The organism is Paenirhodobacter enshiensis (genome assembly GCF_000740785.1).
GTDB classification, from domain to species: domain Bacteria; phylum Pseudomonadota; class Alphaproteobacteria; order Rhodobacterales; family Rhodobacteraceae; genus Rhodobacter; species Rhodobacter enshiensis.
Window position 1 is genome coordinate 152,372 of record NZ_JFZB01000009.1, and the last position, 22,223, is coordinate 174,594.

20 protein-coding genes and 1 tRNA gene are annotated in these 22,223 nt (G+C 67.0%); 6 read left to right on the forward strand and 15 right to left on the reverse strand.

Annotated elements, in window-relative coordinates:
• Window positions 1-74: 74 nt before the first annotated feature.
• Window positions 75-413, forward strand: coding sequence for a hypothetical protein (locus tag CG50_RS07390; RefSeq protein ID WP_245615634.1), 339 nt, complete (start codon window positions 75-77; stop codon window positions 411-413).
• Window positions 414-477: 64 nt separating this feature from the next.
• Here CG50_RS07390 and CG50_RS07395 read toward each other — a convergent pair whose 3' ends face one another.
• The gene (locus tag CG50_RS07395; RefSeq protein ID WP_036636590.1) at window positions 478-1,257 is read right to left on the reverse strand and encodes an alpha/beta fold hydrolase; all 780 of its coding nucleotides are present in this window, start codon (window positions 1,255-1,257) and stop codon (window positions 478-480) included.
• A 111-nt stretch (window positions 1,258-1,368) separates the two neighbouring features.
• On the opposite strand from CG50_RS07395, the gene CG50_RS07400 reads away from it, so the two are divergent.
• Window positions 1,369-1,740 (forward strand): hypothetical protein, encoded by a 372-nt coding sequence (locus tag CG50_RS07400; protein WP_036636591.1) that lies wholly within the window; start codon window positions 1,369-1,371, stop codon window positions 1,738-1,740.
• Between the two features lie 144 nt (window positions 1,741-1,884).
• Here CG50_RS07400 and CG50_RS07405 read toward each other — a convergent pair whose 3' ends face one another.
• The 8 genes from CG50_RS07405 to CG50_RS07440 all read right to left on the reverse strand — a co-directional run bounded on the left by CG50_RS07405 (window position 1,885) and on the right by CG50_RS07440 (window position 8,943).
• On the reverse strand, window positions 1,885-2,121 hold the full coding sequence (locus tag CG50_RS07405) for a hypothetical protein (protein WP_036636592.1): 237 nt from the start codon (window positions 2,119-2,121) through the stop codon (window positions 1,885-1,887).
• A gap of 128 nt (window positions 2,122-2,249) precedes the next feature.
• A complete protein-coding gene (locus CG50_RS07410) occupies window positions 2,250-3,425 on the reverse strand; it encodes a glycosyltransferase family 87 protein (protein WP_051909683.1) in 1,176 nt (391 codons plus the stop codon).
• 98 nt (window positions 3,426-3,523) lie between these two features.
• Window positions 3,524-4,759, reverse strand: coding sequence for a glycosyltransferase family 87 protein (locus CG50_RS07415; RefSeq protein ID WP_051909684.1), 1,236 nt, complete (start codon window positions 4,757-4,759; stop codon window positions 3,524-3,526).
• A complete protein-coding gene (locus tag CG50_RS07420; RefSeq protein WP_036636595.1) occupies window positions 4,756-5,493 on the reverse strand; it encodes an SDR family oxidoreductase in 738 nt (245 codons plus the stop codon). Before CG50_RS07420 ends, CG50_RS07415 begins: the two co-directional genes overlap by 4 nt.
• Window positions 5,490-6,830 (reverse strand): FAD-binding oxidoreductase, encoded by a 1,341-nt coding sequence (locus CG50_RS07425; protein WP_036636597.1) that lies wholly within the window; start codon window positions 6,828-6,830, stop codon window positions 5,490-5,492. Before CG50_RS07425 ends, CG50_RS07420 begins: the two co-directional genes overlap by 4 nt.
• Complete coding sequence (locus tag CG50_RS07430) at window positions 6,827-7,249, reverse strand: GtrA family protein (RefSeq protein ID WP_051909686.1); 423 nt, start codon at window positions 7,247-7,249, stop codon at window positions 6,827-6,829. The genes CG50_RS07425 and CG50_RS07430 overlap by 4 nt, the downstream gene beginning before the upstream one ends.
• Window positions 7,246-8,718 carry a UbiA family prenyltransferase gene (locus tag CG50_RS07435; protein WP_081880330.1) on the reverse strand — a complete coding sequence of 491 codons (1,473 nt, stop codon included), beginning with the start codon at window positions 8,716-8,718 and terminating at the stop codon, window positions 7,246-7,248. The genes CG50_RS07430 and CG50_RS07435 overlap by 4 nt, the downstream gene beginning before the upstream one ends.
• Window positions 8,719-8,867: 149 nt before the next feature.
• A tRNA-Phe gene (locus CG50_RS07440) sits at window positions 8,868-8,943 on the reverse strand.
• A gap of 357 nt (window positions 8,944-9,300) precedes the next feature.
• Between CG50_RS07440 and hisC the strand changes: the two genes are divergently transcribed.
• Entirely contained in the window at window positions 9,301-10,362 is a 1,062-nt protein-coding gene (gene hisC, locus CG50_RS07445; RefSeq protein WP_161785391.1) for a histidinol-phosphate transaminase, read from the forward strand.
• Window positions 10,363-10,463: 101 nt separating this feature from the next.
• A complete protein-coding gene (locus CG50_RS07450; protein WP_036636598.1) occupies window positions 10,464-10,778 on the forward strand; it encodes a TM2 domain-containing protein in 315 nt (104 codons plus the stop codon).
• Window positions 10,779-10,806: 28 nt separating this feature from the next.
• Here the strand turns inward: CG50_RS07450 and CG50_RS07455 are convergent, their stop codons facing one another.
• The 3 genes from CG50_RS07455 to CG50_RS07465 all read right to left on the reverse strand — a co-directional run bounded on the left by CG50_RS07455 (window position 10,807) and on the right by CG50_RS07465 (window position 14,471).
• Window positions 10,807-11,244 (reverse strand): EamA family transporter, encoded by a 438-nt coding sequence (locus tag CG50_RS07455; RefSeq protein WP_036636599.1) that lies wholly within the window; start codon window positions 11,242-11,244, stop codon window positions 10,807-10,809.
• Window positions 11,241-13,880, reverse strand: a complete 2,640-nt coding sequence (gene mprF / locus CG50_RS07460; RefSeq protein ID WP_036636601.1) for a bifunctional lysylphosphatidylglycerol flippase/synthetase MprF — start codon at window positions 13,878-13,880, stop codon at window positions 11,241-11,243. Before mprF ends, CG50_RS07455 begins: the two co-directional genes overlap by 4 nt.
• Window positions 13,881-14,027: 147 nt before the next feature.
• Window positions 14,028-14,471 carry a DUF6314 family protein gene (locus tag CG50_RS07465; protein WP_051909688.1) on the reverse strand — a complete coding sequence of 148 codons (444 nt, stop codon included), beginning with the start codon at window positions 14,469-14,471 and terminating at the stop codon, window positions 14,028-14,030.
• Between the two features lie 78 nt (window positions 14,472-14,549).
• Between CG50_RS07465 and purB the strand changes: the two genes are divergently transcribed.
• Window positions 14,550-15,854: an adenylosuccinate lyase gene (gene purB / locus CG50_RS07470; protein WP_036636603.1), complete on the forward strand. Its 1,305-nt coding sequence runs from the start codon at window positions 14,550-14,552 to the stop codon at window positions 15,852-15,854.
• A gap of 324 nt (window positions 15,855-16,178) precedes the next feature.
• Here the strand turns inward: purB and acnA are convergent, their stop codons facing one another.
• A complete protein-coding gene (acnA, locus tag CG50_RS07475) occupies window positions 16,179-18,932 on the reverse strand; it encodes an aconitate hydratase AcnA (RefSeq protein WP_036636605.1) in 2,754 nt (917 codons plus the stop codon).
• Between the two features lie 300 nt (window positions 18,933-19,232).
• Between acnA and CG50_RS07480 the strand changes: the two genes are divergently transcribed.
• Entirely contained in the window at window positions 19,233-20,219 is a 987-nt protein-coding gene (locus CG50_RS07480) for a DUF1223 domain-containing protein (RefSeq protein ID WP_051909690.1), read from the forward strand.
• Window positions 20,220-20,392: 173 nt separating this feature from the next.
• Here the strand turns inward: CG50_RS07480 and CG50_RS07485 are convergent, their stop codons facing one another.
• Both CG50_RS07485 and CG50_RS07490 read right to left on the reverse strand, forming a co-directional pair.
• Entirely contained in the window at window positions 20,393-21,286 is an 894-nt protein-coding gene (locus CG50_RS07485) for a lysophospholipid acyltransferase family protein (RefSeq protein WP_051909691.1), read from the reverse strand.
• A gap of 7 nt (window positions 21,287-21,293) precedes the next feature.
• On the reverse strand, window positions 21,294-22,223 hold the full coding sequence (locus CG50_RS07490; protein ID WP_245615636.1) for a DMT family transporter: 930 nt from the start codon (window positions 22,221-22,223) through the stop codon (window positions 21,294-21,296).

Sequence of the window (22,223 nt, forward strand, 5' to 3'; positions counted from 1 at the left end):
GAAGCGAAGGGGAGAACGGGGGGCCTTAACGGTTTTTTAGGAAGGGCGAGACAGTCTGCTGTGCAGGAGGGGATATGAGACGACGCTGGATGAATGGCATGGCCGGGTTGTTTGCGGTGGGACTGTCGGGATGTGCTGCGGCACCCGGCTTCGACGACGGTGTGCGCCGCGCGGTCGAGGTCGATGGCTACCGTTTCTCGGTGATCCAGAAAGGCGAGGCGGCCGAGGTGATCCGCCTCGGGTGGTTGTCGCGTGCCGATCGCGACGGGGTGCCGGCGCGGATGATTCTGGCGGCGGAGGCCGCGACCGCCTGTCGCGTGGTCGAACCGCTGAGGGGGTGGGGCCGCTCACCCAGTCTAGTCGGCGACACCGGAGAGGCCAGGTTCCGGCTGAACTGCACGTTCCCGTCGTAGCCGCGAGGGAGCGGGCGGGCGAAGATGGACGGGTAAGAAGACCGCGGTGAGGGGGCGCGCAGGTTCAGACGAGGAGAAAGGCTTCGATGGCGGATTCGACCTCGCGGGGCTTTTCGGCATGAAGCCAGTGGCCGACGCCTGCGATGGTCTGGAACTGCGCTTTCGGAAACAGCGCAAGAATCGCCGGGTGCATGGCAGGCGTGACGTAACGCGAGGCGCCGCCGTTCAGAAACAACGCGGGATGGCCGAACGGCCGGGCCCCGGGCAGCGGATCGGGCCAGCCGATGATCGTGTCCATGTTGGCATCGAGTGCGTCGAGGTCGAATTTCCAGTGCACCGGCCCGTCGCGCAATTCCAGCGATTGCAGCAGGAAAGCGCGGGTCGCCGGATCGTCGATGCGTTCGGCAAGGCGCCGGTCCGCCTCGGAGCGCAGGGTGAGATCGTCGATCCGCATCGCCTTCATCGCGGCGATCAGGCCCCGGTGATAGCCGGCGTGTCCGTAGGGAACCGGGGCGACATCGGCGACGACGAGACGGTGCACCAGTTCTGGACGTGTCAGCGCGAGCGTCATGGCCGCCTTGCCGCCCATCGAATGGCCAAGCAGGTCGCAGGCCCGGCCCTCGGCCGCGATGACGGTGGCGATGTCGTCGGCCATCGCCGGATAATCGTGCACCGGGGCATGAAAACTGTCGCCGTGGTTGCGCTGGTCGACGGCGATCACCCGCCGGTGCGCGGACAGATGGCGGGCAATCGCCCCCCAGTTCCGTGCCGAGCCGAACAGGCCGGGAACGATGACAAGGGGCGGCAGGTCGGTTTCGGAACCGTGGACGATAGTATGCAGCATGGCGCGACACTAGCGCCCGGTCGCGCCCGGGTCCAGAGCGGGCGTTGCGATCCGCGTCGTCCGCGTTATGGTGCGCCGCCAGACGAGGCCCAGACAAGGGGGAGACGTGCGATGGATCCGGCTCAGGCAGCGCGGCAGATGATCGACCGGGTGTCGGGGCTGATGGGGCAGCGTCTCGGCGCCCGGGGGGCAACGCTGGCCGAACGGGTCGAGAGCCGCGCAAGGGTGCTGCCTGCGCGGGTGCGCGAGGCGGCTGCGGTTCTCGTCGGGATCGAGGGGCGTCTGGCTTCGCCGCGGCTCGCCCGGCAGGTGGATCTGGCCGAGGCGCGTCAGGCGCAGGACATTTGCCTGCGCTATCTGCGCCGGGCCGGGCGCGGCGTTCGCTGGGGCGATTTCGCGCGCAATCTGCTGGCCCGGCTGGTATTGGCGGTGCTGGTTTTGGGAGGGCTTGCGCTGTTTCTCAGGCTGCGCGGGCTGATCTGAGCGCAAGAGCCATCGGTTCGGCGCGGGATGCCTGTGTCAGATCCGGGGCGCGTCCCCCGGATCTGAGATCGCAGCGTGATGGATGGGCGGGGGCGTCTCCGGCCCCTCACCCTCAGGCTTTTCGGCGGGGTCTTCCGCGCAGGATCAGAAATTGCCGGTGGCGGCCGGATGCGCACCGTTGCCAGAGGTCGCCATCTTGGCCCGGGTCTCGTCCTTGGCGCGGTCGTTCTGCATCAGGGCCGAGCAGGCATTCAGATTGCCGCCGTTGCAGGCTTTCTGCATCTGCGCCTCGGCGGGCGACATGTTGGCCGTGCTGTTGTCCGAGCAGCCGCCGGCCACCAGGGCAAGGGTCATCGCGAAAAGCGGGAGTGCGATCTTCATTTTCGAAATCCTCATGGTCTGCCTGCGATCGGGCGCCCTTGCGCAGGTCGGGCCCCGAAATAGCCACGCTCCGCACCAAAGCCCAGAGATTTCCACGCCGCATCGACCTTTTGTGAACGAGACCGGGCTCAGCGGGCGGAGGTCGGCCGGCCTCCGGCCGGACAGCGCCACAGGATGCGCCCGATCAGACCGGCCGAGATCAGAAAACCGATCCCGCCGAACGCGACCCAGCTGTGGGCGTCGTAGACAAGGCCGCTGAACAGCGCATTGCCGATGAAAAAGCCGCCGCCGGTGCACAGCCACAGCGCGGCGAACAGGGCTACGCGCTCGGCCCGGTGGCCGAAATCCATCAGATCCTGCATCAGAAGCGCCAGCGCCACCCCGAGGATGGGCATGTCGTAATCGTAGGTGTAGGGGCTGATCGCGACCGTCGCGAGCGTTGCCACACCGAGCACGCGCCGAACCGGCCAGCGGCGGCGCTGCGCCAGATGGATCGAGGCCAGTGCGGCGACCGCCACAGCGATCTGGGCTGCCAGGGCGATCCGCGCCGGCAGTCCGAGGCTGTATAGCAGCGCATAGACCGAGGTCATGCGAAACAGAGGATAGAGTCCCTTTGCCATATTGGCTTGCGCAGCTTCCGATCCGGCCAGAAATGCGGCCCAGATTTCGGGGCCGAAGGCCAGTGTCGCCAGAGCCGACGTGATCGCGACTGTCGTCGCCGCCAGAACGAGAATTCGCCCGCGACGCTCCAGCACTGCCGCAGCCCCGATCCCGAGCCCCAGATGTGGCTTCATTATCAGCAGTCCGAGCGGCAGGCCGGCCGCCCCCCGCCCGTCGTTCCCGCGCAGCCAGATCAGGCAGCTCAGCCCGATCAGCGCGGCGATCAGCAGGCTGCTCTGTCCCAGGCGCGTGACCAGAATCAGCGCCGGAAAGATCGCGATCAGAACGCCCGGCAGCCATGGCCCCGCCAGCCGGCGCAGCACCGCAACATAGGCCGTCAGGGTCAGGCCGGTGAACAGCACATAGCTCAGCCAGCGCGGCACGAAAGACAATGGCGCGATCAGCAGGTCGAACTGTGGCGGGTAGGACCAGGGCATGAATGTCGGGCTGCCGGCCACGACACTTTCGCGGTCGATCATGACGGCGGTATCGTAGGCATAGGGCAGGATGCCCTCGCGGATCATCTGACTGACCAGATAGAAGGCATCGAAGTCGATGACGGCGCCGTTCGCGCCGGGATAGGGGATCCTGACCGCGACATCCGCGATCAGGACCGCCAGCGCGATCAGAAGCGCCCAGCTCATGACGGGATCGCGCAGCAACGCACGGATACGGGATGGGAGATCGGACACGGGAGTTCAGCCTGCAATGAAAAAACGTAAACTGGTCAAAGGATTGGCGGTCAGGGCCTGGGTGAGGGGAGGGTAGCGGGGCCCGGCCGGGCCGGACAGCGCCTGAGGATGCGTCCGATCAGCCCGGCCGAGAGCAGCAGGCCAAGCGATCCCGCGGCCAGCCAGCTGTACTGATCTTCTTCCCGTCCGTGGTTCAGGATAACCGCGATGAAGCTTGCTCCGCCCGCCCAGAACCACAGCGCGGCGAGCAGCACGATCCGCTCTGCCGGTCGCGATAGCTCGACCAGATCGCGCGCCAGAAGCGCCAGCGCCACCCCGAGGATGGGCATGTCGTAATCGTAACTGTATGGGCTGATCGTCAGCGTGGCGATCACCGAAATCCCCAGAACGCGCCGCACCGGCCAGCCCCGCCGCACGGCGATACCGACGGCCGTCAGCGCCGCCAGCGCCACCGCGACATGACCCGCCAGCGCGACGGAGGGCGCGAGCCTCAGGCTCAGCAGCGAGGCATAGACCGAGGTCATGCGATAAAGCTTGAACTGCCCATGCGCCATGCGTTCGGCCGCCGCGGCCGAGCTTTCGCGAAAGGCGCTCCAGATGCCGGTTCCGAAGACCAGCGTTGCCAGCGCCGATGACAGCGCGACGACTGCCCCCGCCCACAACAAGACCTTCCATTTCCGCTCCGCCAGAACCGCGAAACCGAGGCCGATCGCCAGATGCGGTTTGATGACCAGCAGTCCGAGCGGAATTCCCGTGGCCGCCGGTCCCCGGTTCTCCGTCCACATCGCGCAGACCACTCCGATGAGCGCGGCGACGATCAGACTGCTTTGCCCGATGGGGGCGATGATGAGCAGGCAGGGAAAGATCGCCAGCAGCACCCCCGGCAGCCACGGCCCCGCCAGCCGTCGAAGCACCACCATATAGGCGGTCAGGCTGAGCACGCTGAAGATCCCGTAGCCGATCCCGCGCGACACGAGCGCGAGAGGCGCGATCAGCAGATCGAACTGCGGCGGATAGGCCCAGGGCATGAACATGTGATCGCCTGCCATCGCGGACTGCCGGGCGGTCATGACGCCCGGATCATAGGCGAGGACGGCCTGACCTTCGCCGATCAGCTGGCTCGCGATATAGAACACGTCGAAGTCGACGACGCGCACATCGGTTCCGACAACCAGAATCTGGAACATCCGGATCGCGACCGGAATGAGCAGCAGCAACACGATGGCCCACACCAGCACCGGGTTCGTCAGCAGGGCGCGGGCACGGGGGGCGGCGGGTGCGCTCACAGGCTCATCCTTTTGAAAATGCGCTCGGGGATCGCGCGGATCACCGTCATGATCACCCCCCAGATCCGGCGCACGTGGATGATGTCGCGCTGCGCTGCGACGGCGGCGAAGATCGCCTCGCCCAGCTCCTCGGGGCGCGCGGTCAGACGGGCGGGCAGGTCCATTCCCTCGGTCATTCGGGTCGCGACGAAGCCGGGCAGAACGGTCAGCACCTGCACTCCCTTCTTCGCCAGACGGTTCCTCAGCCCCGACAGGAAGGCCGCGAAACCGGCCTTGGCGGCGCCGTAGACGTAATTCGTGGCCCGTCCGCGTTCGCCCGCGACAGAGCCGATGCCGACGATCACGCCCGCGCCCGCGGCCTCGTAGCGGTTGGCGATTTCGCCCAGGATCAGCGCCGGCGCCTCGAAATTGCTGCGCATCACCAGCGCGGCCTGATCCGCGTCATGCTCGCTCGCCCGCTGCTCTCCCATCAGGCCGACGGCGCAGACCGTCACGCCCGGAAACGGCAGCAGCGCGTCGAGAAACGGCCGGTGCGCGGCGGTGTCGAGAACGTCGAGTTCATGGAGCGTCACTGTCACATTATAACGCAGCGCCATGTCGGTGCGCGCGCCTTCGAGCCGCTCCGAGCGGCGCGCGGCAAGCTGGACCGGATGGCCCGCGGCGGCAAAGCGGCGCGCGACGGCCAGCCCGATGTCGGACCGGGCGCCAAGGATCAGGACGGGGGTCTTGCTCACAGGATCAGCCTTTCGGATTGCGCCGAGGCGAACCGGCCGCTCAGGCCGGCCTCCTCGCGAAGAGAGCGGAAATCGGCGGCGCGCGGATCGGCACGGCGCAGGGTGTCGGCGGCGATGCGGCTGTCCTTGGCCAGATAGAACCGCCCGCCATGGGCGAGAACGATCTCGTCGAGGCGGCGCAGCAGGCCAAGGGTGCCCGCGCTCATCGGGAAGTCGAGGGCGAGGGTATAGCCCTCCATCGGGAAGCCGATCCGGCCGAGGCCCTCGGGCCCCATGCGTTTCAGCACCGTCAGGAAGGACGACCGGCCCGAGGCCGAAATCTCGGTCAGCAGCGCGCGCAGCCCTTCGGCCGAGGCATCGAGCGGCAGCACGCATTGATATTGCGCGAATCCGCGCCGGCCATAGATCCGGTTCCATTCGAGGAGCGCATCGAGCGGATAGAAATAGCTGTCCCAGGGCACCAGAGCGCTGCCGGCCTGCGCCGCGCCGCGCCGGTAGTAAAGCGCGTTGAACGCCGAGACCGACCAGCGGTTCAGCGCGAAGCCCGGCGCGTCGAGCGGCACCTTGCGCTTGCGCGCGAGATCGAGGGTCAGGGGGCGCGCGCGGGCTTCCTCGGGCAATTCGCCGATGCGGGCGTGCTCGCCGAGCGTCAGCAGCGAACGACCGAGCGCCGCCCCCGTCGCCATGCAGTCGATCCAGGCGACGGAATAGGTCGCATCGGCATTCGCCTCGAAGGCGGCGATTGTGGCATCGAGGCTCGCCGTCGGGATGGTGCGCTGCCGGATCCAGCCGGTCTCGACCGGGCGCAGCCGGAATGCCGCGCGCAGAATGACGCCACTCAGCCCCATGCCGCCGACGGTGGCGGCGAACAGCCCCGCTTCGGCATCGGGCGAACAGCGCCGGACCGCGCCATCGGGGCCCATGACGTCGATCCAGGCGACGAAATTCCCGAAAGAGCCATCGCGGTGATGGTTCTTGCCATGCACGTCCGAGGCGATCATCCCGCCCACCGTCACAAAGCGCGTGCCGGGTGTGACCCAGGGAAACCAGCCCTGCGGCAGGAACACCGAGATCAGATCGTCGAGCAGCACGCCCGCCTCGGCGGTGACGATGCCGGTTGCCGGATCGAAGCCGAGGATATGGTTCATCCCGCGCATCCCGACCGTGCCGAGCGGTTGCAGCGCGCTGTCGCCATAGGAGCGCCCGTTGCCGCGCGCGATCAGCGGCCGGCCGGTGTCTGCGGCCTTGTCCAGCGTGCGGCGCAGGCTGTCTTCGTCGCGCGCGAGGCGGGCCTCGCAATCGAGGCGCGGATAGCGCCCCCAGCCGGACAGGATCATGCTCTCACCTCGCGCGATGCAAAGACGAAGCGGCGATCGAGCAGGTATTTCAGCCCGTAGCCGAGCCCGAGGCCCAGAAGCGCGCCAGCCTCGCGCCAGCTCTGGCTTTGACCGAAGCGCCAGAAGCCGTATTCCGTGGCCCAGAACAGCAGCGTCGTGATGCCGCCCATCGCGGTATACAGGAAGAACAGCCGCCCGTGCACCGCGATCCCCTCGCGCCGGTCGTCGAAGATGAAGCGCTTGTCGAGCAGGTATTTCGCGATGAGGCCGACGCCCGTGCCCGCGATCATCGCGGCCAGCAGCGCCCCCGGCCAGCCCGCCAGCACCAGCCGCTGCGCGCCGAGGTTCAGCACCGTCGCCACCGCCGCGAAGACGATGTAGCGCGCGGCCGTCGCGACCGGGGTCGCCGGCGCGCTCACAGCGTCGCTCCCACGCCGATGACGGCCATCAGGCCGAGGCAGATCAGGCTGATCCGGTCGGTCGCGGCAAAGACCACCGGATCGTCATTCATCTGTCCGCGATGCGTCAGCAGCACCATCCTGCTGATCCAGTAGAACATCACGACGCAGCCCGCCCACAGCCGGTCAGGCGCCGCGTAAAGCAGGCGCACGTCGGGCGAGGTGACGTAAAGCGCGAGGATCAGGATCGCCACGTAGCCCGAGGCGATGGCCATCGCCATCACCAGCGGCAGATCGGCGGTGCGGTATCCGCGCCCGCGCACCGCCTCGATGCCGCGCCGGGCGAGATCGGCAAGCTCTGCCTGACGCTTGATCGCGGCGAGCGAGAAGAACAGCGCCCCCGAGAATGCCGCCAGCCAGAACGACAGCGCCGTCGCCGTGGCGATGCCGCCCGCCACGATGCGCAGCGTGTAAAGCCCCGCGAGGACGCAGATATCGAGGATCGGCTGGCGTTTCAGCACCAGCGAATAGCTGAGTGTCACGATGAAATACAGCGCGACGACGGTCAGAAACCGCCCCCCCAGAACAGACGCCAGCCCCGCCCCCAGGACGAGCAGCGCGGGGGCGAGCGCACTTGCCCCGGCCAGCGTCACCGCGCCCGAGGCAAGCGGACGCCGGCGCTTTCGCGGATGCGCGCGGTCCGATGCGATGTCGAGCATGTCGTTGAGCACATAGCCTGCCGAAGCGACCAGACTGAAGGCGCAAAATGCCATCAGCGCCGCGCCCAGGCTGGCCAGGTCCGTCTTGTGTGCGGCCAGAACCGGCACGAAGACCAGCAGGTTCTTCAGCCACTGATGCGGGCGCAGCAGCTTCAGGCGCGTACGCAGCGTGGCCTTCGGCGCCGGCAGATCGACGATCCCGGCCCCCGTCGCCGCGACCCGGCGGCGCAGCGCGGCCGTTGCGCCGACCATGATCGCGCGCCGTGCATGAGTCCAGACCGCGACATCGGCCGCACTGTCGCCGATGTAATCGAAATTCCGCTCGCCATAGTGCGCGCACAGAAACCGCGCCTTGGCGGCCCCTTTCAGGTTGTTGTGCCCGTCAGAGCCATGCACCTCGTCGAACAGCCCGAGCCGGTCGGCGATCTGCTGCGCCAGCGCGTCATCGCTTGCGGTGACGAGCGCGGTGCGTCCGCCCGCGGCGCGCCATGCCTCGATGATGGCGAGGACGGCGGGGGTGAAGGGCAGGGTGGCGGGGTCGACGGCGCTTATCTCGCTCAGGCGGCGTTTCATCCCGGCGCGGCCGTCGCGCATCAGGGCCAGACCCGCGCGGACCGGCGCCGTCCAGCTGCGCGACGTGGCCGACCAGAAGGTCTCGAACAGCATGTCGGTGCGGATCAGCGTTCCGTCGAGGTCGACGACGAGCCAGTGCCCGCCCGGCACCTCCGCCCCGCCCGGCACCTTCGTGTCGTCTGGCCGCTTCGCCGTCATTGCCGGTCTGTCCCCGTTCGTTCGTCTGTTGCGAAATCTATAGCAACGGCGAAATTGACGGGCCAGCCGAAACAACGACTTATGAAGCGGCGAACAGGGAAGTTGTGCGCCGCTTACGGAAAATGAATGATGCACCTGACTTTGAAAAGTGGTGCCCAGACCCGGAATCGAACCAGGGACACGCGGATTTTCAATCCGCTGCTCTACCAACTGAGCTATCTGGGCACCGGGCCGACAGTGTCTGTCCGGCGTTGGTGGGGGGTTATTAGTGGACGTTTCCGGCGCTGTCCAGAGCCTTGTTGCGATTTTCTTTCGGTCATCGTCCGCTCGCCGGGAAGGGCCTTGCAGACAAGGCTGCGGCGCGGGTCTCCGGCATCGCCAGTATCCGGAAAAGTGGGGGATCGCGGCAGCTTGCGGGGTAGGGCAGGCGAATCCGATGCCGAATCCTCACCGAAATCCTCCCCCGGGATTCGGCTGCGGGGGGAACAGCTCATCCGCTCTCATGCCCTTCGACGGCATTTGAACCCGCCCGCATCCGGCGCTAGTGTGCGCGCCGTTGCCCCACGTGCAAGGAGAGAGACCGTGAGCAGGCTCTGGAGCCCCTTCGTTCAGAATTTGGTGCCCTATACGCCGGGGGAGCAGCCCAAGCATCGCAGCTTCGTCAAGCTGAACACCAACGAAAACCCCTACGGCCCCTCGCCGAAGGTCATTGCGGCCATCGCCGGAACGAATGACGACAGCCTCCGGCTGTACCCCGATCCGACGGCGGGCGATCTGCGTCAGGCGATCGCGGCGACACACGGGTTGAGCATGGCGCAGGTCTTCGCCGGCAACGGTTCGGACGAGGTGCTGGCCCATGCGTTCAACGCCTTCTTCCGCGACAAGGGGCCGGTGCTGTTCGCCGATGTGACCTACAGTTTCTATCCGACCTACTGCAATCTCTATGGGCTGGAGTATCGGACGCTGCCGCTCGATGCCGAATTCCGTCTCGATCCGGCGGCCTACGAAGGCCCCTGCGGCGGCATCGTCATCGCCAATCCGAACGCGCCGACCGGGCGCGCGCCGGGGCTTGCGGCGATCCGCGACGTGCTCGACCGAAACCCGGATGTCGTGGTGATCGTCGATGAGGCCTATGTCGATTTCGGCGGCGACAGCGCGGCGCCGCTGATCGCGGAATACGACAACCTGCTGGTCGTTCAGACTTTCTCGAAGTCGCGCAGCCTCGCCGGGCTGCGGGTCGGCTTCGCGCTCGGGCACCCCGATCTGATCGAGGGGCTGACGCGGGTGAAGGACAGCTTCAACTCCTATCCGCTCGGCCGTCCGGCGCTGGCGGGGGCACTTGCCGCCTGGCAGGACCGCGCGCATTTCGACGAGACCCGCGCGAAGGTCATGGCAAGCCGCGCCCATGTCACCGAAGGGCTTTCGGCGCAGGGCTTCACCGTGCTGCCGTCGCAGGCGAATTTCGTCTTCGCCCGGCATCCGGACGTGGCCGGTGCCGATCTGATGGCCGGGCTGCGCGAGCGCGGAATTCTGGTGCGCCATTTCGGCGCCGAGCGGATCCGCGACTGGCTGCGCATCTCCATCGGGACCGAGGCCGATTGCGCGGCGCTTCTTGCCGCCACCGCCGATCTCGTCGCGCACTGAGCGCCCTTTCGGCCGTCGCCTCTTTCAACCGGGCGGCGGCCTTCCCATATTCTCGCATCGGAACCGGCCCTGAACTCGGCCGGTCATCTTGCGGAGGCACAATGTCCGACACCCGGGATCTTTACATCGAGCAGCGCATCGCGAATGAGCGGAAATCGACGCTCGTGGCCTATCTGCTGTGGTTCTTCCTCGGCTTCTTCGGGGTGCACCGGTTCTATTTGGGGCGCTGGCTGTCGGGGCTGCTGATGCTGGTGCTGTTCGGCATCGGCTCGGCGCTGACCTTCATCGGCGTCGGATATGTTCTGATCGGCGTCGTGGCGCTGTGGTGGCTGATCGACGCGCTCTTGATCCCGGCGATGATCGCGGGTGACATGAGCGCGATGCGGATGCGGATGCGCGCTGGCTACGACGGCTGAGATCGGCGGCTGAGATCGGCGCCCGATCTCAGCGCGCGACGGCGACCAGAATCGCGCCCGCCGCGATCAGACCGACGCCCGCCCAGCCGAGCGGCGGAAGGTGCTCGCCCAGAAACAGCGCGGCGAAGATCGCCACCATGACCACCGAAAGCTTGTCGATCGGCGCGACACGCGCCGCATCGCCGAGCGAGAGCGCGCGGAAATAGCACAGCCACGACGCCCCGGTCGCGAGCGCCGAGAGCAGCAGGAACAGCGCGGCGCGCGGCGAGATGTCCGTGATCCCGCGCAGCTTGCCGCCAGCCCACACCATCGCCCCCAGAATCGCCGCGATGGCGAGCGTGCGCAGCCAGGTCGCCAGATCGCTGTCGATGCCGCTGACGCCGATCTTGGCGAAAATCGCGGTCATCGCGGCGAAGACGGCAGACAGGATCGCCCAGAATTGCCAGCTGACGAGAAGAGCGGTCATCTCGGGTCTCCGGGCGCGGGTTTCCTGCGCAGCTTCAGCCGCTTCGGCCCGCCCGCGATCAGCACCGCGACATCCGAAAGCGCGCTCATCGGCGAGACGCCGACCGGCACGGCGAGGTAGCGGCGGCGCCACACCGGACGGAACCGCTCGCGGAAGGCGCGCAGATCGGCGAAGGTGGCGAAGGCCCCGCCATGGCGGAACATCACGTTGCCGAAGCGGCGCCACAGCAGTTCCGTGCGCCGCCCCGTCAGATCGGCGAGCGGCGCGATGCCGAGGCTGAGCTCGCGCGCGCCCGCCGCCGCGTAATGCTCGATCAGCGCCAGATAGATGAACTCGACCATGCCGTCGGCCACCTCGGGCAGGTAGCGCATCATGTCGACGGCGATGCAGGCGCCCGAATGCGGCGCGAAGATATCGGCGAAGCCGACGATCTTGCCCGCCTTGCGCACCAGCGCGATGGGCAGGCGGTCGAGATAGCCGGGATCGAACGGGCCGACGCTGAACGCCTTCTCGCGCCCGGCGCGGTCGGCAAGCCAGGCCGAGGACACCGCGCTCAGCTCGGACAGCAGTTCGGGCGCATGGGGCGGTTGCACCACGCTCAGGCTCAGCCCGCCGGCGAGGCGCGCGGTCTGGCGCGCGCGCATCGCCTCGAACCCCGGCGCGGCGAGAGAGAACTCGCGCAGCATCACGATGGCCTCATCGCCCACGGCATGGACGGACAGCCCCGCCTCGGTCATCAGCGGCAAGGATCGGTCCGAGATCTGGTAGAACACCGGGCCGAAATTCGCCTCGCGCGCGGCATCGACGAAGGCCCAGCCGGCGCGTTTGCGCGCCTCCTCGTCCGGCCCCACCGGATCGCCGAGCGCGACCCAGACCGCGCGGCGGCGCGCGAACATCACGAACGAGCGGCCGTCTTCGGAAAAGCGCAGCTCCTTGTCGCCCGACAGCGCCAGACAGGCCCGCGGATCGGTCTGTCCCTCGATTGCCCGTGCGGCGCGGGCCACGGCCTCGGCCTGCGATTCGAAGCGCCGCCGCCGCGCCGGTTGCAGCGCGATGAACAGCGTGTAGGCCAGCAGCACCGCCGAGGCCGCAAGCCCCGCCCGGAGCGAGCGCGGCGTGTTCGCCGAGCGGGCGAAGTCGAGCCACAGCTCGGCGCGATAGGGTGTCGCCTGATGGACGAAGAAGAAGAACACCCCTGCCGCCAGTGCCACCGTCGCCACGAGCCCGATCCAGGCCGGGCCGAACACCCCGTCGGTGATCTTCGCCTGACGGTAGAACTCGCGCCCGAACGGCACAAGCAGCACGCCGCCCGCGATCAGCAGGGCGGCGCTGCCGAGGTCCAGATCGTTCAGCAGCGCAGCGACGACGCCGCCCGCGATCGCGATCAGCGTCAGGAAATAGGCCCCCGCAACGCGGCGCACCAGCGAGGCCGACAGGATCAGCAGCGCGATCCCCGCGAGCGCCGAGAACAGCGTGCCCCCTTCGAGCAGGATCGCGCCGACCAGATCGCCATCGTCGACCACCGCCGCGCGCACCGAGGGCATCAGCGATACGGCGAGCAGATAGGCGCCGAGCCAGAACACCCAGGCGCCGGCAAGCAGCGGCACGATGCCGCCGAGCGCGTTGAAGGCGGGGCGCATCGGCTCGGATATCTCGCCGAACAGCCGCGCGACGATGCCGCCCGCCAGCCGCGCCTCGTTCAGCGAGACGATGACGAAGGCGATGGCGAAGGGCAGCAGGTAATAGATGATGCGAAACAGCAGAAGCGCCGCGGCGACCTCGCCATGGTTCACGCCCGCGGGCATCGCGGCCATCACCACGGTTTCGAACACGCCGACGCCGCCCGGCACGTGGCTGAGCACGCCGACCATCGTCGCGGTGGCGTAGATCGCCATGAAGGTGATGAAATCGGGCGCGCCGGGCGGCAGCAGCACGTAAAGCGTCAGCGCGGCCATCGAGGAATCGAACAGCGCGACGACCATCTGACCGGTCAGGATGCGCGGACGCGGCATGGCGAGCTGGAACCGGCGGATGTGCAGCGTCTTGCCGGAGAAGGCGAGCGCGTAAAGCAGCGCGATTGTGCCGCCGCCGCCCAGAAGTGCCAACGTGCGCACCGCGCCTTCGGAGAGCGGCAACAGCCCGGTCAGCGCCGCCGGATGCAGCGCCAGCGCGAACACGCCGACCAGCGTCAGCCCGGTTCCCATGGCAAGCGCGATGTAACTCGCCAGTGCTGCGACCTCGAAAGCGTTCAGCCCGAAGGCCGAATAGATCCGGTAGCGCACCGCGCCGCCCGACAGCACCGAGATGCCGATGGTATTTCCGAAGGCGTAGCCCAGGAACCCGCCGAGCGCGACCACCCGCAGGGGCAGCTTTTTTTCCAGATATTTCAGCGCCCAGAAATCATAGCCGATCAGCGCGGTATAGCCGCAGGCCGTCGCCGCGAGCGCGATCGCCAGCACCGAATGCGGCATGGTGCGCATCTGCTCGAGGATCTCGCCGGCATGGAGCGGTTGCAGCAGACGATGCATCGCCCAGATGCCCAGACCGAACAGCCCGAGCCCCAGCAGCACCGGTCCGAGGTGGCGCAGCCACGCCTTGCCCCGCTGTCCCGCATCCCGGCACGCGCCCGCGCTCATCGGCTCTCCCCCGCTCTCATTCGCGTGATCCGCGAGGTTGCAGCTTTCCGTCCGACAGACAAGGTGCGACTGCCACATGGTCGCGCATCAGTGCGCCGGTGCAACAGCCGGCAGGGCTCGGCAGGTCGTTTCATGGCGAAAGGCATGTCAAAGCAGGACAGGCTTGGCAAGAGCCGCGCCCGGGGCTCGGCCATATTCCCCGCTCATGCGGTAATCCTTGCGCGGCCCCTTCACCCGCCATTCGGCGCGCCAGACCGGCCAGCGGGAAAAGTCGTAATGCACGCGGTAATCGTCCGGGTCGCACCAATGCGCGGCCTCGGGCCGGGCGGGGGCGAAGCGGTGAAACGGCCTGCCGTCGCCGAACAGCACGACGATCTCGTCCCCGTCCTCGCGCCACAGATAGCTGCGCTCGGCCCGGATCGGGGCGGGGCTGCCGGGCAGGGACAGAAGGCCTTCTTCGCGGTAGCTCAGCCCCTCGGCGTCGGGGGTGAAGCAGGCCGTGCCGGTGAAGGTGGCGCAACGGCCGTCCGCCTCGACGATGCGGCGCGACAGCTGCCATGTTCCGATGAAATCCGAAAGCCGCGGTTCCATTCCGCCCCCGTTTTCCTTGCCCCCGTGTGCCATGCAGTCTAGAAGCGCGGCAAATCCTTCACAACCGAGAGACCCGCCATGATCCCGCGCTATGCCCGCAAAGAGATGGTCGACATCTGGGAACCCGCCACCAAGTTCAAGATCTGGTATGAGATCGAGGCCCATGCCTGCGATGCCCAGGCCGAACTGGGCGTGATCCCCAAGGCCAACGCGGAAGCGGTCTGGAAAGCCAAGGACGTCGCCTTCGACGTCGCCCGCATCGACGAGATCGAAGCGGTGACCAAGCATGACGTGATCGCCTTCCTGACCCATCTGGCCGAGCATATCGGCTCCGAAGAGGCGCGTTTCGTCCATCAGGGCATGACTTCGTCGGACGTTCTCGACACCACGCTGAACGTGCAGCTGACGCGCGCCTCGGACATCTTGCTCAAGGACATGGACCGGGTTCTCGCCGCGCTGAAGACCCGCGCGATGGAACACAAGTATACCGTCCGCATCGGTCGCAGCCACGGCATCCACGCCGAGCCGACCACGATGGGCCTGACCTTCGCGCGCTTCTACGCCGAGATGGACCGCAACCGCACCCGCCTGATCGCGGCGCGCGATGAGGTCTCGACCGGCGCGATCTCGGGCGCGGTCGGCACCTTCGCCAACATCGACCCGCATGTCGAAGAGCATGTGTGCAAGATGATGGGCCTGAAGCCCGAGCCGATCTCGACCCAGGTGATCCCGCGCGACCGCCACGCGATGTTCTTCGCCACGCTCGGCGTCATCGCCTCGTCGATCGAGAACATCGCGACCGAGATCCGTCACATGCAGCGCACCGAGGTGCTCGAGGCCGAGGAATTCTTCTCGCCCGGGCAGAAGGGCAGCTCGGCGATGCCGCACAAGCGCAACCCGGTGCTGAGCGAGAACCTGTGCGGCCTCGCGCGGCTGATCCGCTCGGCGGTGACGCCGGCGCTCGAGGACGTGGCGCTGTGGCACGAGCGCGACATTTCGCACAGCTCGGTCGAGCGCGGCATCGGCCCGGATGCGACGGTGCACCTCGACTTCGCGCTGAACCGTCTGGCGGGGCTGCTGGAAAAGCTGGTGATCTACCCCGAGAACATGTTGAAGAACCTCAACAAGTTCAAGGGTCTGGTGATGTCGCAGCGGGTTTTGCTGGCGCTGACCCAGAAGGGCGTGTCGCGCGAGGATGCCTATCGTCTGGTGCAGCGCAACGCGATGAAGGTCTGGGAACACGGCGCCGACTTCCGCACCGAGCTGGAAAGCGATCCCGATGTGCTGAAGGCGATGAGCAAGGAAGAGATCGAGGAGAAGTTCGATCTAGGCTACCACACCAAGCATGTCGACACGATCTTCCGCCGGGTGTTCGGCGAATAAGACCGGGCGTCCGCCTGTTCGACGATGAAAGAGAGGGGGCTCTGCCCCCTCTTTGCATTTCATGCAAATTCACCCCCGGGATATTTGGGGCGACGCGAAGACAGGACGAGCGCTCCCGGTGGACCGAGGCGCGACGCCTTCCTGCATTCATCTTTCCATAAATATCCCGGGGGTGAGGGCCGAAGGCCCGAGGGGGCAGCGCCCCCTTTTTTCATGCCCTGAACGCGGGCAAGCGGTTCGGGGCGTGTGCACGTCCCGGAAAGCAAAGCGCCCGGAGGGTTACCTCCGGGCGCTTCGTCAGGTCTATTCGGCTTTCGCCTTGCCTCAGGCCTTGGCGAGGTTGCGCAGCACGTAGTGCAGCACGCCGCCGTTCTTGAGGTAGACGATCTCGACTTCGGTATCGATCCGGCTCTTGAGCTGGATGGTCTTGGTCGAACCGTCGGCATAGGTGATCGTGCACGGAACCAGCGACAGCGGCTTGATGTCGCCTTCGAGCCCTTCGATCGTCACGACCTCGTCGCCCTTCAGGTTCAGCGTCTTGCGGTTGTCGCCGCCGGTGAACTCGAACGGGATGACGCCCATGCCGATCAGGTTCGAGCGGTGGATACGCTCGAAGCTCTCGGCGATGACCGCCTTGACGCCCAGCAGGTTGGTGCCCTTGGCCGCCCAGTCACGCGACGAACCCGCGCCGTATTCGATGCCGCCGAAGATCACCAGCGGAACGCCCGCTTCCTGATACTCCATCGAGGCGTCGAAGATCGTCGTCTGTTCGCCGTTCGGGCCCTTGGTGTAGCCACCCTCGACGCCATCGAGCATCTCGTTCTTGATGCGGATGTTGGCGAAGGTGCCGCGCATCATGACTTCGTGGTTGCCGCGGCGCGAACCGTAGCTGTTGAAGTCCTTCGGCGCGACCTGACGCTCGGTCAGGTACTTGCCGGCCGGGGTGGTCGGCTTGAACGAGCCCGCGGGCGAGATGTGGTCGGTGGTGATCATGTCGCCGAGGATCGCGAGGATGCGCGCGTCGCGCACGTTCGAGATCGTGCCCGGTTCCTTCGACATGCCTTTGAAGTAGGGCGGGTTCTGGATGTAGGTCGAGCTGGCCGGCCAGTCGTAGGTTTCCCCTTCGGTGACCTTCACGCCCTGCCAGTTGGCATCGCCCTTGAACACGTCCGCGTACTTCTCGAGGAAGGCCTGACGGGTCACGACGGCATCGACGAGATCCGAGACTTCCTTGTCGGTCGGCCAGATGTCCTTCAGATAGACCGGCTTGCCGTCCTTCGAGGTGCCGATCGCATCCTTGGAGATGTCGATGTTCATGTCGCCGGCGATCGCATAGGCCACCACGAGCGGCGGGGAGGCCAGGTAGTTCGCGCGCACGTCGGGGCTGATGCGGCCTTCGAAGTTGCGGTTGCCCGACAGGACGGCGGTCGCGACCAGATCGTTGTCGTTGATCGCCTTCGAGATCGCCGGATCGCCGAGCGGGCCCGAGTTGCCGATGCAGGTGGTGCAGCCGAAGCCCACGAGGTTGAACCCGAGCGCGTCGAGATCTTCCTGCAGGTTTGCGGCCTTGAGGTATTCCTCGACGACCTGCGATCCGGGGGCGAGCGAGGTCTTGACCCAGGGCTTGCGGGTCAGGCCGAGCGCACGCGCCTTGCGCGCGACGAGGCCGGCGCCGATCAGCACATAGGGGTTCGAGGTGTTGGTGCACGACGTGATTGCCGCGATCACCACCGAACCGTCATTGATCTTGTAGTCCTTGCCCTCGACGGGGACCGACTTGATGACCTCGATCGACTTCGTGGCGATCGGGCCTTCGTCGGCCATGTCCTTGGCGTCGGCCGAGATGTCGATCCCGCGATAGCCGGCGACGACCTTCGAGAAGGCGCCCGAGGCTTCGGTCAGCGGCAGGTAATCCTGCGGACGCTTCGGACCCGAGATCGCCGGAACGATGGTCGCCATGTCGAGTTCGAGATGCGACGAGTAGATCGGCGCGTAATCCGCACCGCGCCAGAAGCCGTTTTCCTTGGCATAGGCTTCGACGAGGGCGAGACGCTCTTCCGAACGGCCGGTCTGGCGCAGGTAGCGCAGCGTTTCGGCGTCGATCGGGAAGAAGCCGCAGGTCGCACCGTATTCCGGCGCCATGTTGGCGATGGTCGCACGCTGAGCCAGCGGCAGGTGATCGAGGCCTTCGCCGTAGAATTCGACGAACTTGCCGACCACGCCATGCTTGCGCAGCATCTGCACGACCTTCAGCACGAGGTCGGTGCCGGTGGTGCCTTCGACCATCTTGCCGGTCAGCTTGAAGCCGACGACTTCCGGGATCAGCATCGAGACCGGCTGACCGAGCATCGCGGCCTCGGCCTCGATACCGCCCACGCCCCAGCCCAGAACGGCCGCGCCGTTGACCATGGTGGTGTGGCTGTCGGTGCCCACGAGCGTGTCCGGATAGGCCACGGTCTCGCCGTTCTGGTCGGTGTCGGTCCAGACGGTCTGGGCGAGGTACTCAAGGTTGACCTGGTGGCAGATGCCGGTCCCCGGAGGCACGACGCGGAAGTTGTCGAACGCGCCCTGGCCCCACTTCAGGAACTGGTAACGCTCCATGTTGCGCTCGTATTCGAGTTCGACGTTGCGCTGGAAGGCGCGCGGGGTGCCGAATTCGTCGATCATCACCGAGTGGTCGATCACGAGGTCGACCGGAACCAGCGGGTTGATCTTCTTGGCGTCGCCGCCGAGCGCCTTGATCCCGTCGCGCATCGCGGCGAGGTCGACCACGGCCGGAACGCCGGTGAAGTCCTGCATCAGGACGCGGGCCGGACGATAGGCGATTTCGCGCGGATTCTTGCCGCCCTTTTCGGCCCATTCGCCGAACGCCTTGATGTCGTCGACCGACACCGTGAAGCCCGCATCCTCGAAGCGGAGCAGGTTCTCGAGCACGACCTTCAGCGAAGCCGGCAGCTTCGAGAAGTCGCCCAGACCCGCGTCCTGCGCGGCGGGAATCGAGAAGTAGGAATAGGACTTGCCGCCGACGCTGAGTTTGCGGCGGGTCTTGGCAGTGTCCTTACCGGTGACGATGGACATCATGGCCTCCCTTGGCTGATAGGGTGTCGCTGCGCGTTGTTTGCCCCATTCGCCCGGCGCGATCAAGAGGGGCGTGGAATTTTTGTATACTATTGCACACCGCGGTCGTGCGCTCAGGCCGGACGCAGAGAGACAGCAAGGCCGCGAATGCGCCGTGCCGGCACTCCGACGTCCGGTTCGTTCACGCGATCGCGCCTGCGGGGTTGCGGCGGCGGCGTGAAAATCGCAAAACCTTGATTGGCCAAGGGCAGGGGCAACGCATAGGGTTTGTGCAATGTCCCCGAGTGCGGAAGAGGTGGAATGAAGCGGGCGGATGCGATCATCGGAACTGTCGCATGCGGCTGTCTGGCTTTTGCTCTGGTGATCGGCGCGGCGCAGACGGCCCTTGCGCAGCAGCCGTCAGAGACCTCTGTGCCCGGTTCCGCAGCCCCGGCCGCATCCGGAACGGAGCCCGCCGCTTCGTCCCCGGCGGCATCTTCCGGCGTATCTGCGGGGGCAAGCTCTCAGTCCGGATCTTCCCTGCCCGGAGCCGCGCTGATCGACCGGCTGAATCAGGCCCTCGAACGCGCGATTTCGGGCGAGGACGGCACCGGCGGTCTGATGTCGCTCGCTCCGCGCGGCACCCAGCCCTCGCGCGGGCCGGTGGTGGTCGAAATGTTCACCTCTCAGGGCTGTTCGTCCTGCCCGCCAGCCGACGAATCCTTCATGGCCTACGCGGCGCGTCCCGATGTCATCGCGCTGTCGCTGCATGTCGATTACTGGGACTATCTCGGCTGGGAGGATCCCTTCGCCCAACCCGCATTCACCTCGCGCCAGAAGGCCTATGCCCGTGCCGCGCATTCGCGGTCGATCTACACTCCGCAGATGGTGGTCGGTGGCGCGCAGTCGCTGATCGGGTCGGACATGTCCGCGCTCGACGGGATGATCGCCGGAGAGAAGGCCCGTCCGGCTCTGGTGGTGCTGAACGTCTCGGGTGACGACGGGCGTTATGTGATCGACCTCGGTGCGCCGAAGCCGCTCGATTTTCCGGCCGTGGTGCAGATCGTGCGTTATGCCCCTCATGCCCGGGTGGCGATTTTGCGTGGCGAAAATGCCGGAATGGTGGTCGATTACGTCAACGTGGTCACCGCCTGGCATTCGGTCGCCGACTGGGATGGCCGCAGCGAGACCCGGCTCGCGGCGCGCATCGACGGCGATCAGCCGGCGGTGGTTATCGTGCAATCGGTCCTGCCCGGAAAGTCCGGCTCGCTGCCCGGCCCGATCCTCGCCGCCGCCCGCCTGAACTGAGCCGGCAGGCGGCAAAGCTGCGCTCCGCCGCCGGGCGTGCCCTGTTTCTTTCATCTTTCCACAAATATCCCGGGGGTGAGGGCCGAGAGGCCCGAGGGGGCAGAGCCCCCTTCCTTTGCCCCGTTCCGGACGAGCCGAGCCGCGTTTCCGCTCCGGTGCTGAACTTTGGCGTCTCAGCCCCGCTTGCCGTCGCGCTTCACGCCTTTCCAGCGCCTGTGCACCCACAGCCATTGATCCATATGGGCACGGATCATCGCCTCCAGCCGGTCGTTCAGCGTCTGGGTCATGCTCAGGGCATCGCTGTGCGGCACCGGCGCGTCGACATGGATACGAAAGCTCAGCCCGTCGGGCTGACGGATCGCGTAGATCGGAATCAGATCGACATCCAGACGCAGCGCCATCTCGGCGGCCGAGATGGCGGTCTTCGCCGGCAGCCCGAAAAACCGCAGCACCGGGGCCGAACTGAAATGCTGATCGAAGGCCAGCGCGACCATGCCGCCCTTCTTCAGAAAGCGCAGCATCTCGCGCATGTCGCGCCCGCGCGCGAACAGCGGCAGCGAGATCGCCTCGATCGCCTTGACGTAATGGTCGTTGAACAATGCGTTGTCCATCGGCCGATAAACCCCGCCGACGGGGAAGCCGTGCCCGGTCAGCGCGGCGCGCCAGGCGTCGTAATTGCCGAAATGCGAGCCCGCGATGATCACGGCGCGGCCGGTGTCGCGCGCAGCCTCGAGGGCTGCGAGACCCGGCCCCTCGACGGGGCTTGCCTGCATCCGGCGGGTGAACTCGTCGCCCGAATAGGTCTCGGCGATGGAACGGCCCATGTTGTCGGGCACCGCGCGCACCAGACGCTCGACCTCGGCCGGGTCCATCTCGGGGAAGACCAGATGCAGGTTCTCGCGGATGCGGCGGCGCCAGCCCGCGACCGGCGCGATCAGCCGCGACACGATCCAGCCCATCATCGGCACCCGCTTTTCGTAGGGCAACACCAGCGCAAGACCCATCACCGCGCGGAAGGCGGCGTTCGACAGACGGTCGGTCAGGCTGGGTTTCAGGGGATGGCTCATCTGCAGATCAGGCGGATTTCCGTTCGAGATACCAGACATAAAGCCCGGCCCCGGCGATCACAAGCGCACCGGTCACCGTCCAGCGGTCGGGGAGCTGGTCAAAGAACAGCCAGCCCCAGAAACCGGCGAAAATCAGCCCGGCATAACCGAACGGGGCAAGGATTCCGGCCTCGGCCACGCTGAAGGCGCGGATGATCAGCACCTGACCGGCGGAACCGAGCAGACCGACCAGCAGAAACATCGGGAAATCCGCGGCCGCGACCGGCTGCCAGACGAAGGGCAGCAGCACCGAGGTCAGCGCGGTGCCCACCGCCGCCGACCAGATCACCGAGGTCGCCAGCGGATCGTTGCGCACCACCCGGGTCAGCAGATTGCCGACGGTGTAGGTGAAGGCCGACAGAAAGGCGAGAAGGGCCGGCAGGCTGAACGCCGACATGCCCGGTCGCAGGATGATCAGCGCGCCGACGAAGGCCACGGCAATCGCCGCGATCCGGCGCGGGCCGATCTTCTCTCCCAGAAACAGCGCAGCGCCCAGCACGATCAGCACCGGGTTGATCTCGAACAGCGCGTCCGCCTCGGCGAGGCCGATATGCGTGATCGCGAAGAAGAACAGCAAGATCGTGCCGACCTGCATCACCCCGCGCAGCCCCTGATACAGCGGCTGACGGGTGCGGAACAGCGGCAGGAACCGGCCGCGGAACACCAGTCCGACCAGCGCGAGGTTGATCGCGAAGCGCGCCCAGGCGACCTGAGCCATCGGGTAGGTCTGTTGCAGATGCTTCGCGGCCGCGTCCATCAGCGTGAACAGCCCGACTGCGCCCAAAAGCAGCGCGATCCCAAGGCCGAGCCTGCCATGCGGCGCCGTCACCGGGGCGGCGGCCGCAGTCCGGACCTCAGCCGGCGTCCCGGTCTGCGCCTCAGGCGACAAGGGGGCCAC

What these genes read in the sequence shown, in the direction of transcription:
- purB (WP_036636603.1), top strand. Translation starts at nt 14,550, where the DNA reads ATGATCCCGCGCTATGCCCGCAAAGAGATGGTCGACATCTGGGAACCC.
- CG50_RS07485 (WP_051909691.1), bottom strand. Translation starts at nt 21,286, where the DNA reads ATGAGCCATCCCCTGAAACCCAGCCTGACCGACCGTCTGTCGAACGCC.
- CG50_RS07400 (WP_036636591.1), top strand. Translation starts at nt 1,369, where the DNA reads ATGGATCCGGCTCAGGCAGCGCGGCAGATGATCGACCGGGTGTCGGGG.
- CG50_RS07455 (WP_036636599.1), bottom strand. Translation starts at nt 11,244, where the DNA reads ATGACCGCTCTTCTCGTCAGCTGGCAATTCTGGGCGATCCTGTCTGCC.
- CG50_RS07405 (WP_036636592.1), bottom strand. Translation starts at nt 2,121, where the DNA reads ATGAAGATCGCACTCCCGCTTTTCGCGATGACCCTTGCCCTGGTGGCC.
- CG50_RS07425 (WP_036636597.1), bottom strand. Translation starts at nt 6,830, where the DNA reads ATGATCCTGTCCGGCTGGGGGCGCTATCCGCGCCTCGATTGCGAGGCC.
- CG50_RS07465 (WP_051909688.1), bottom strand. Translation starts at nt 14,471, where the DNA reads ATGGAACCGCGGCTTTCGGATTTCATCGGAACATGGCAGCTGTCGCGC.
- CG50_RS07410 (WP_051909683.1), bottom strand. Translation starts at nt 3,425, where the DNA reads ATGAGCTGGGCGCTTCTGATCGCGCTGGCGGTCCTGATCGCGGATGTC.
- acnA (WP_036636605.1), bottom strand. Translation starts at nt 18,932, where the DNA reads ATGTCCATCGTCACCGGTAAGGACACTGCCAAGACCCGCCGCAAACTC.
- CG50_RS07480 (WP_051909690.1), top strand. Translation starts at nt 19,233, where the DNA reads ATGAAGCGGGCGGATGCGATCATCGGAACTGTCGCATGCGGCTGTCTG.
- CG50_RS07435 (WP_081880330.1), bottom strand. Translation starts at nt 8,718, where the DNA reads ATGACGGCGAAGCGGCCAGACGACACGAAGGTGCCGGGCGGGGCGGAG.
- mprF (WP_036636601.1), bottom strand. Translation starts at nt 13,880, where the DNA reads ATGAGCGCGGGCGCGTGCCGGGATGCGGGACAGCGGGGCAAGGCGTGG.
- CG50_RS07390 (WP_245615634.1), top strand. Translation starts at nt 75, where the DNA reads ATGAGACGACGCTGGATGAATGGCATGGCCGGGTTGTTTGCGGTGGGA.
- CG50_RS07395 (WP_036636590.1), bottom strand. Translation starts at nt 1,257, where the DNA reads ATGCTGCATACTATCGTCCACGGTTCCGAAACCGACCTGCCGCCCCTT.
- CG50_RS07450 (WP_036636598.1), top strand. Translation starts at nt 10,464, where the DNA reads ATGTCCGACACCCGGGATCTTTACATCGAGCAGCGCATCGCGAATGAG.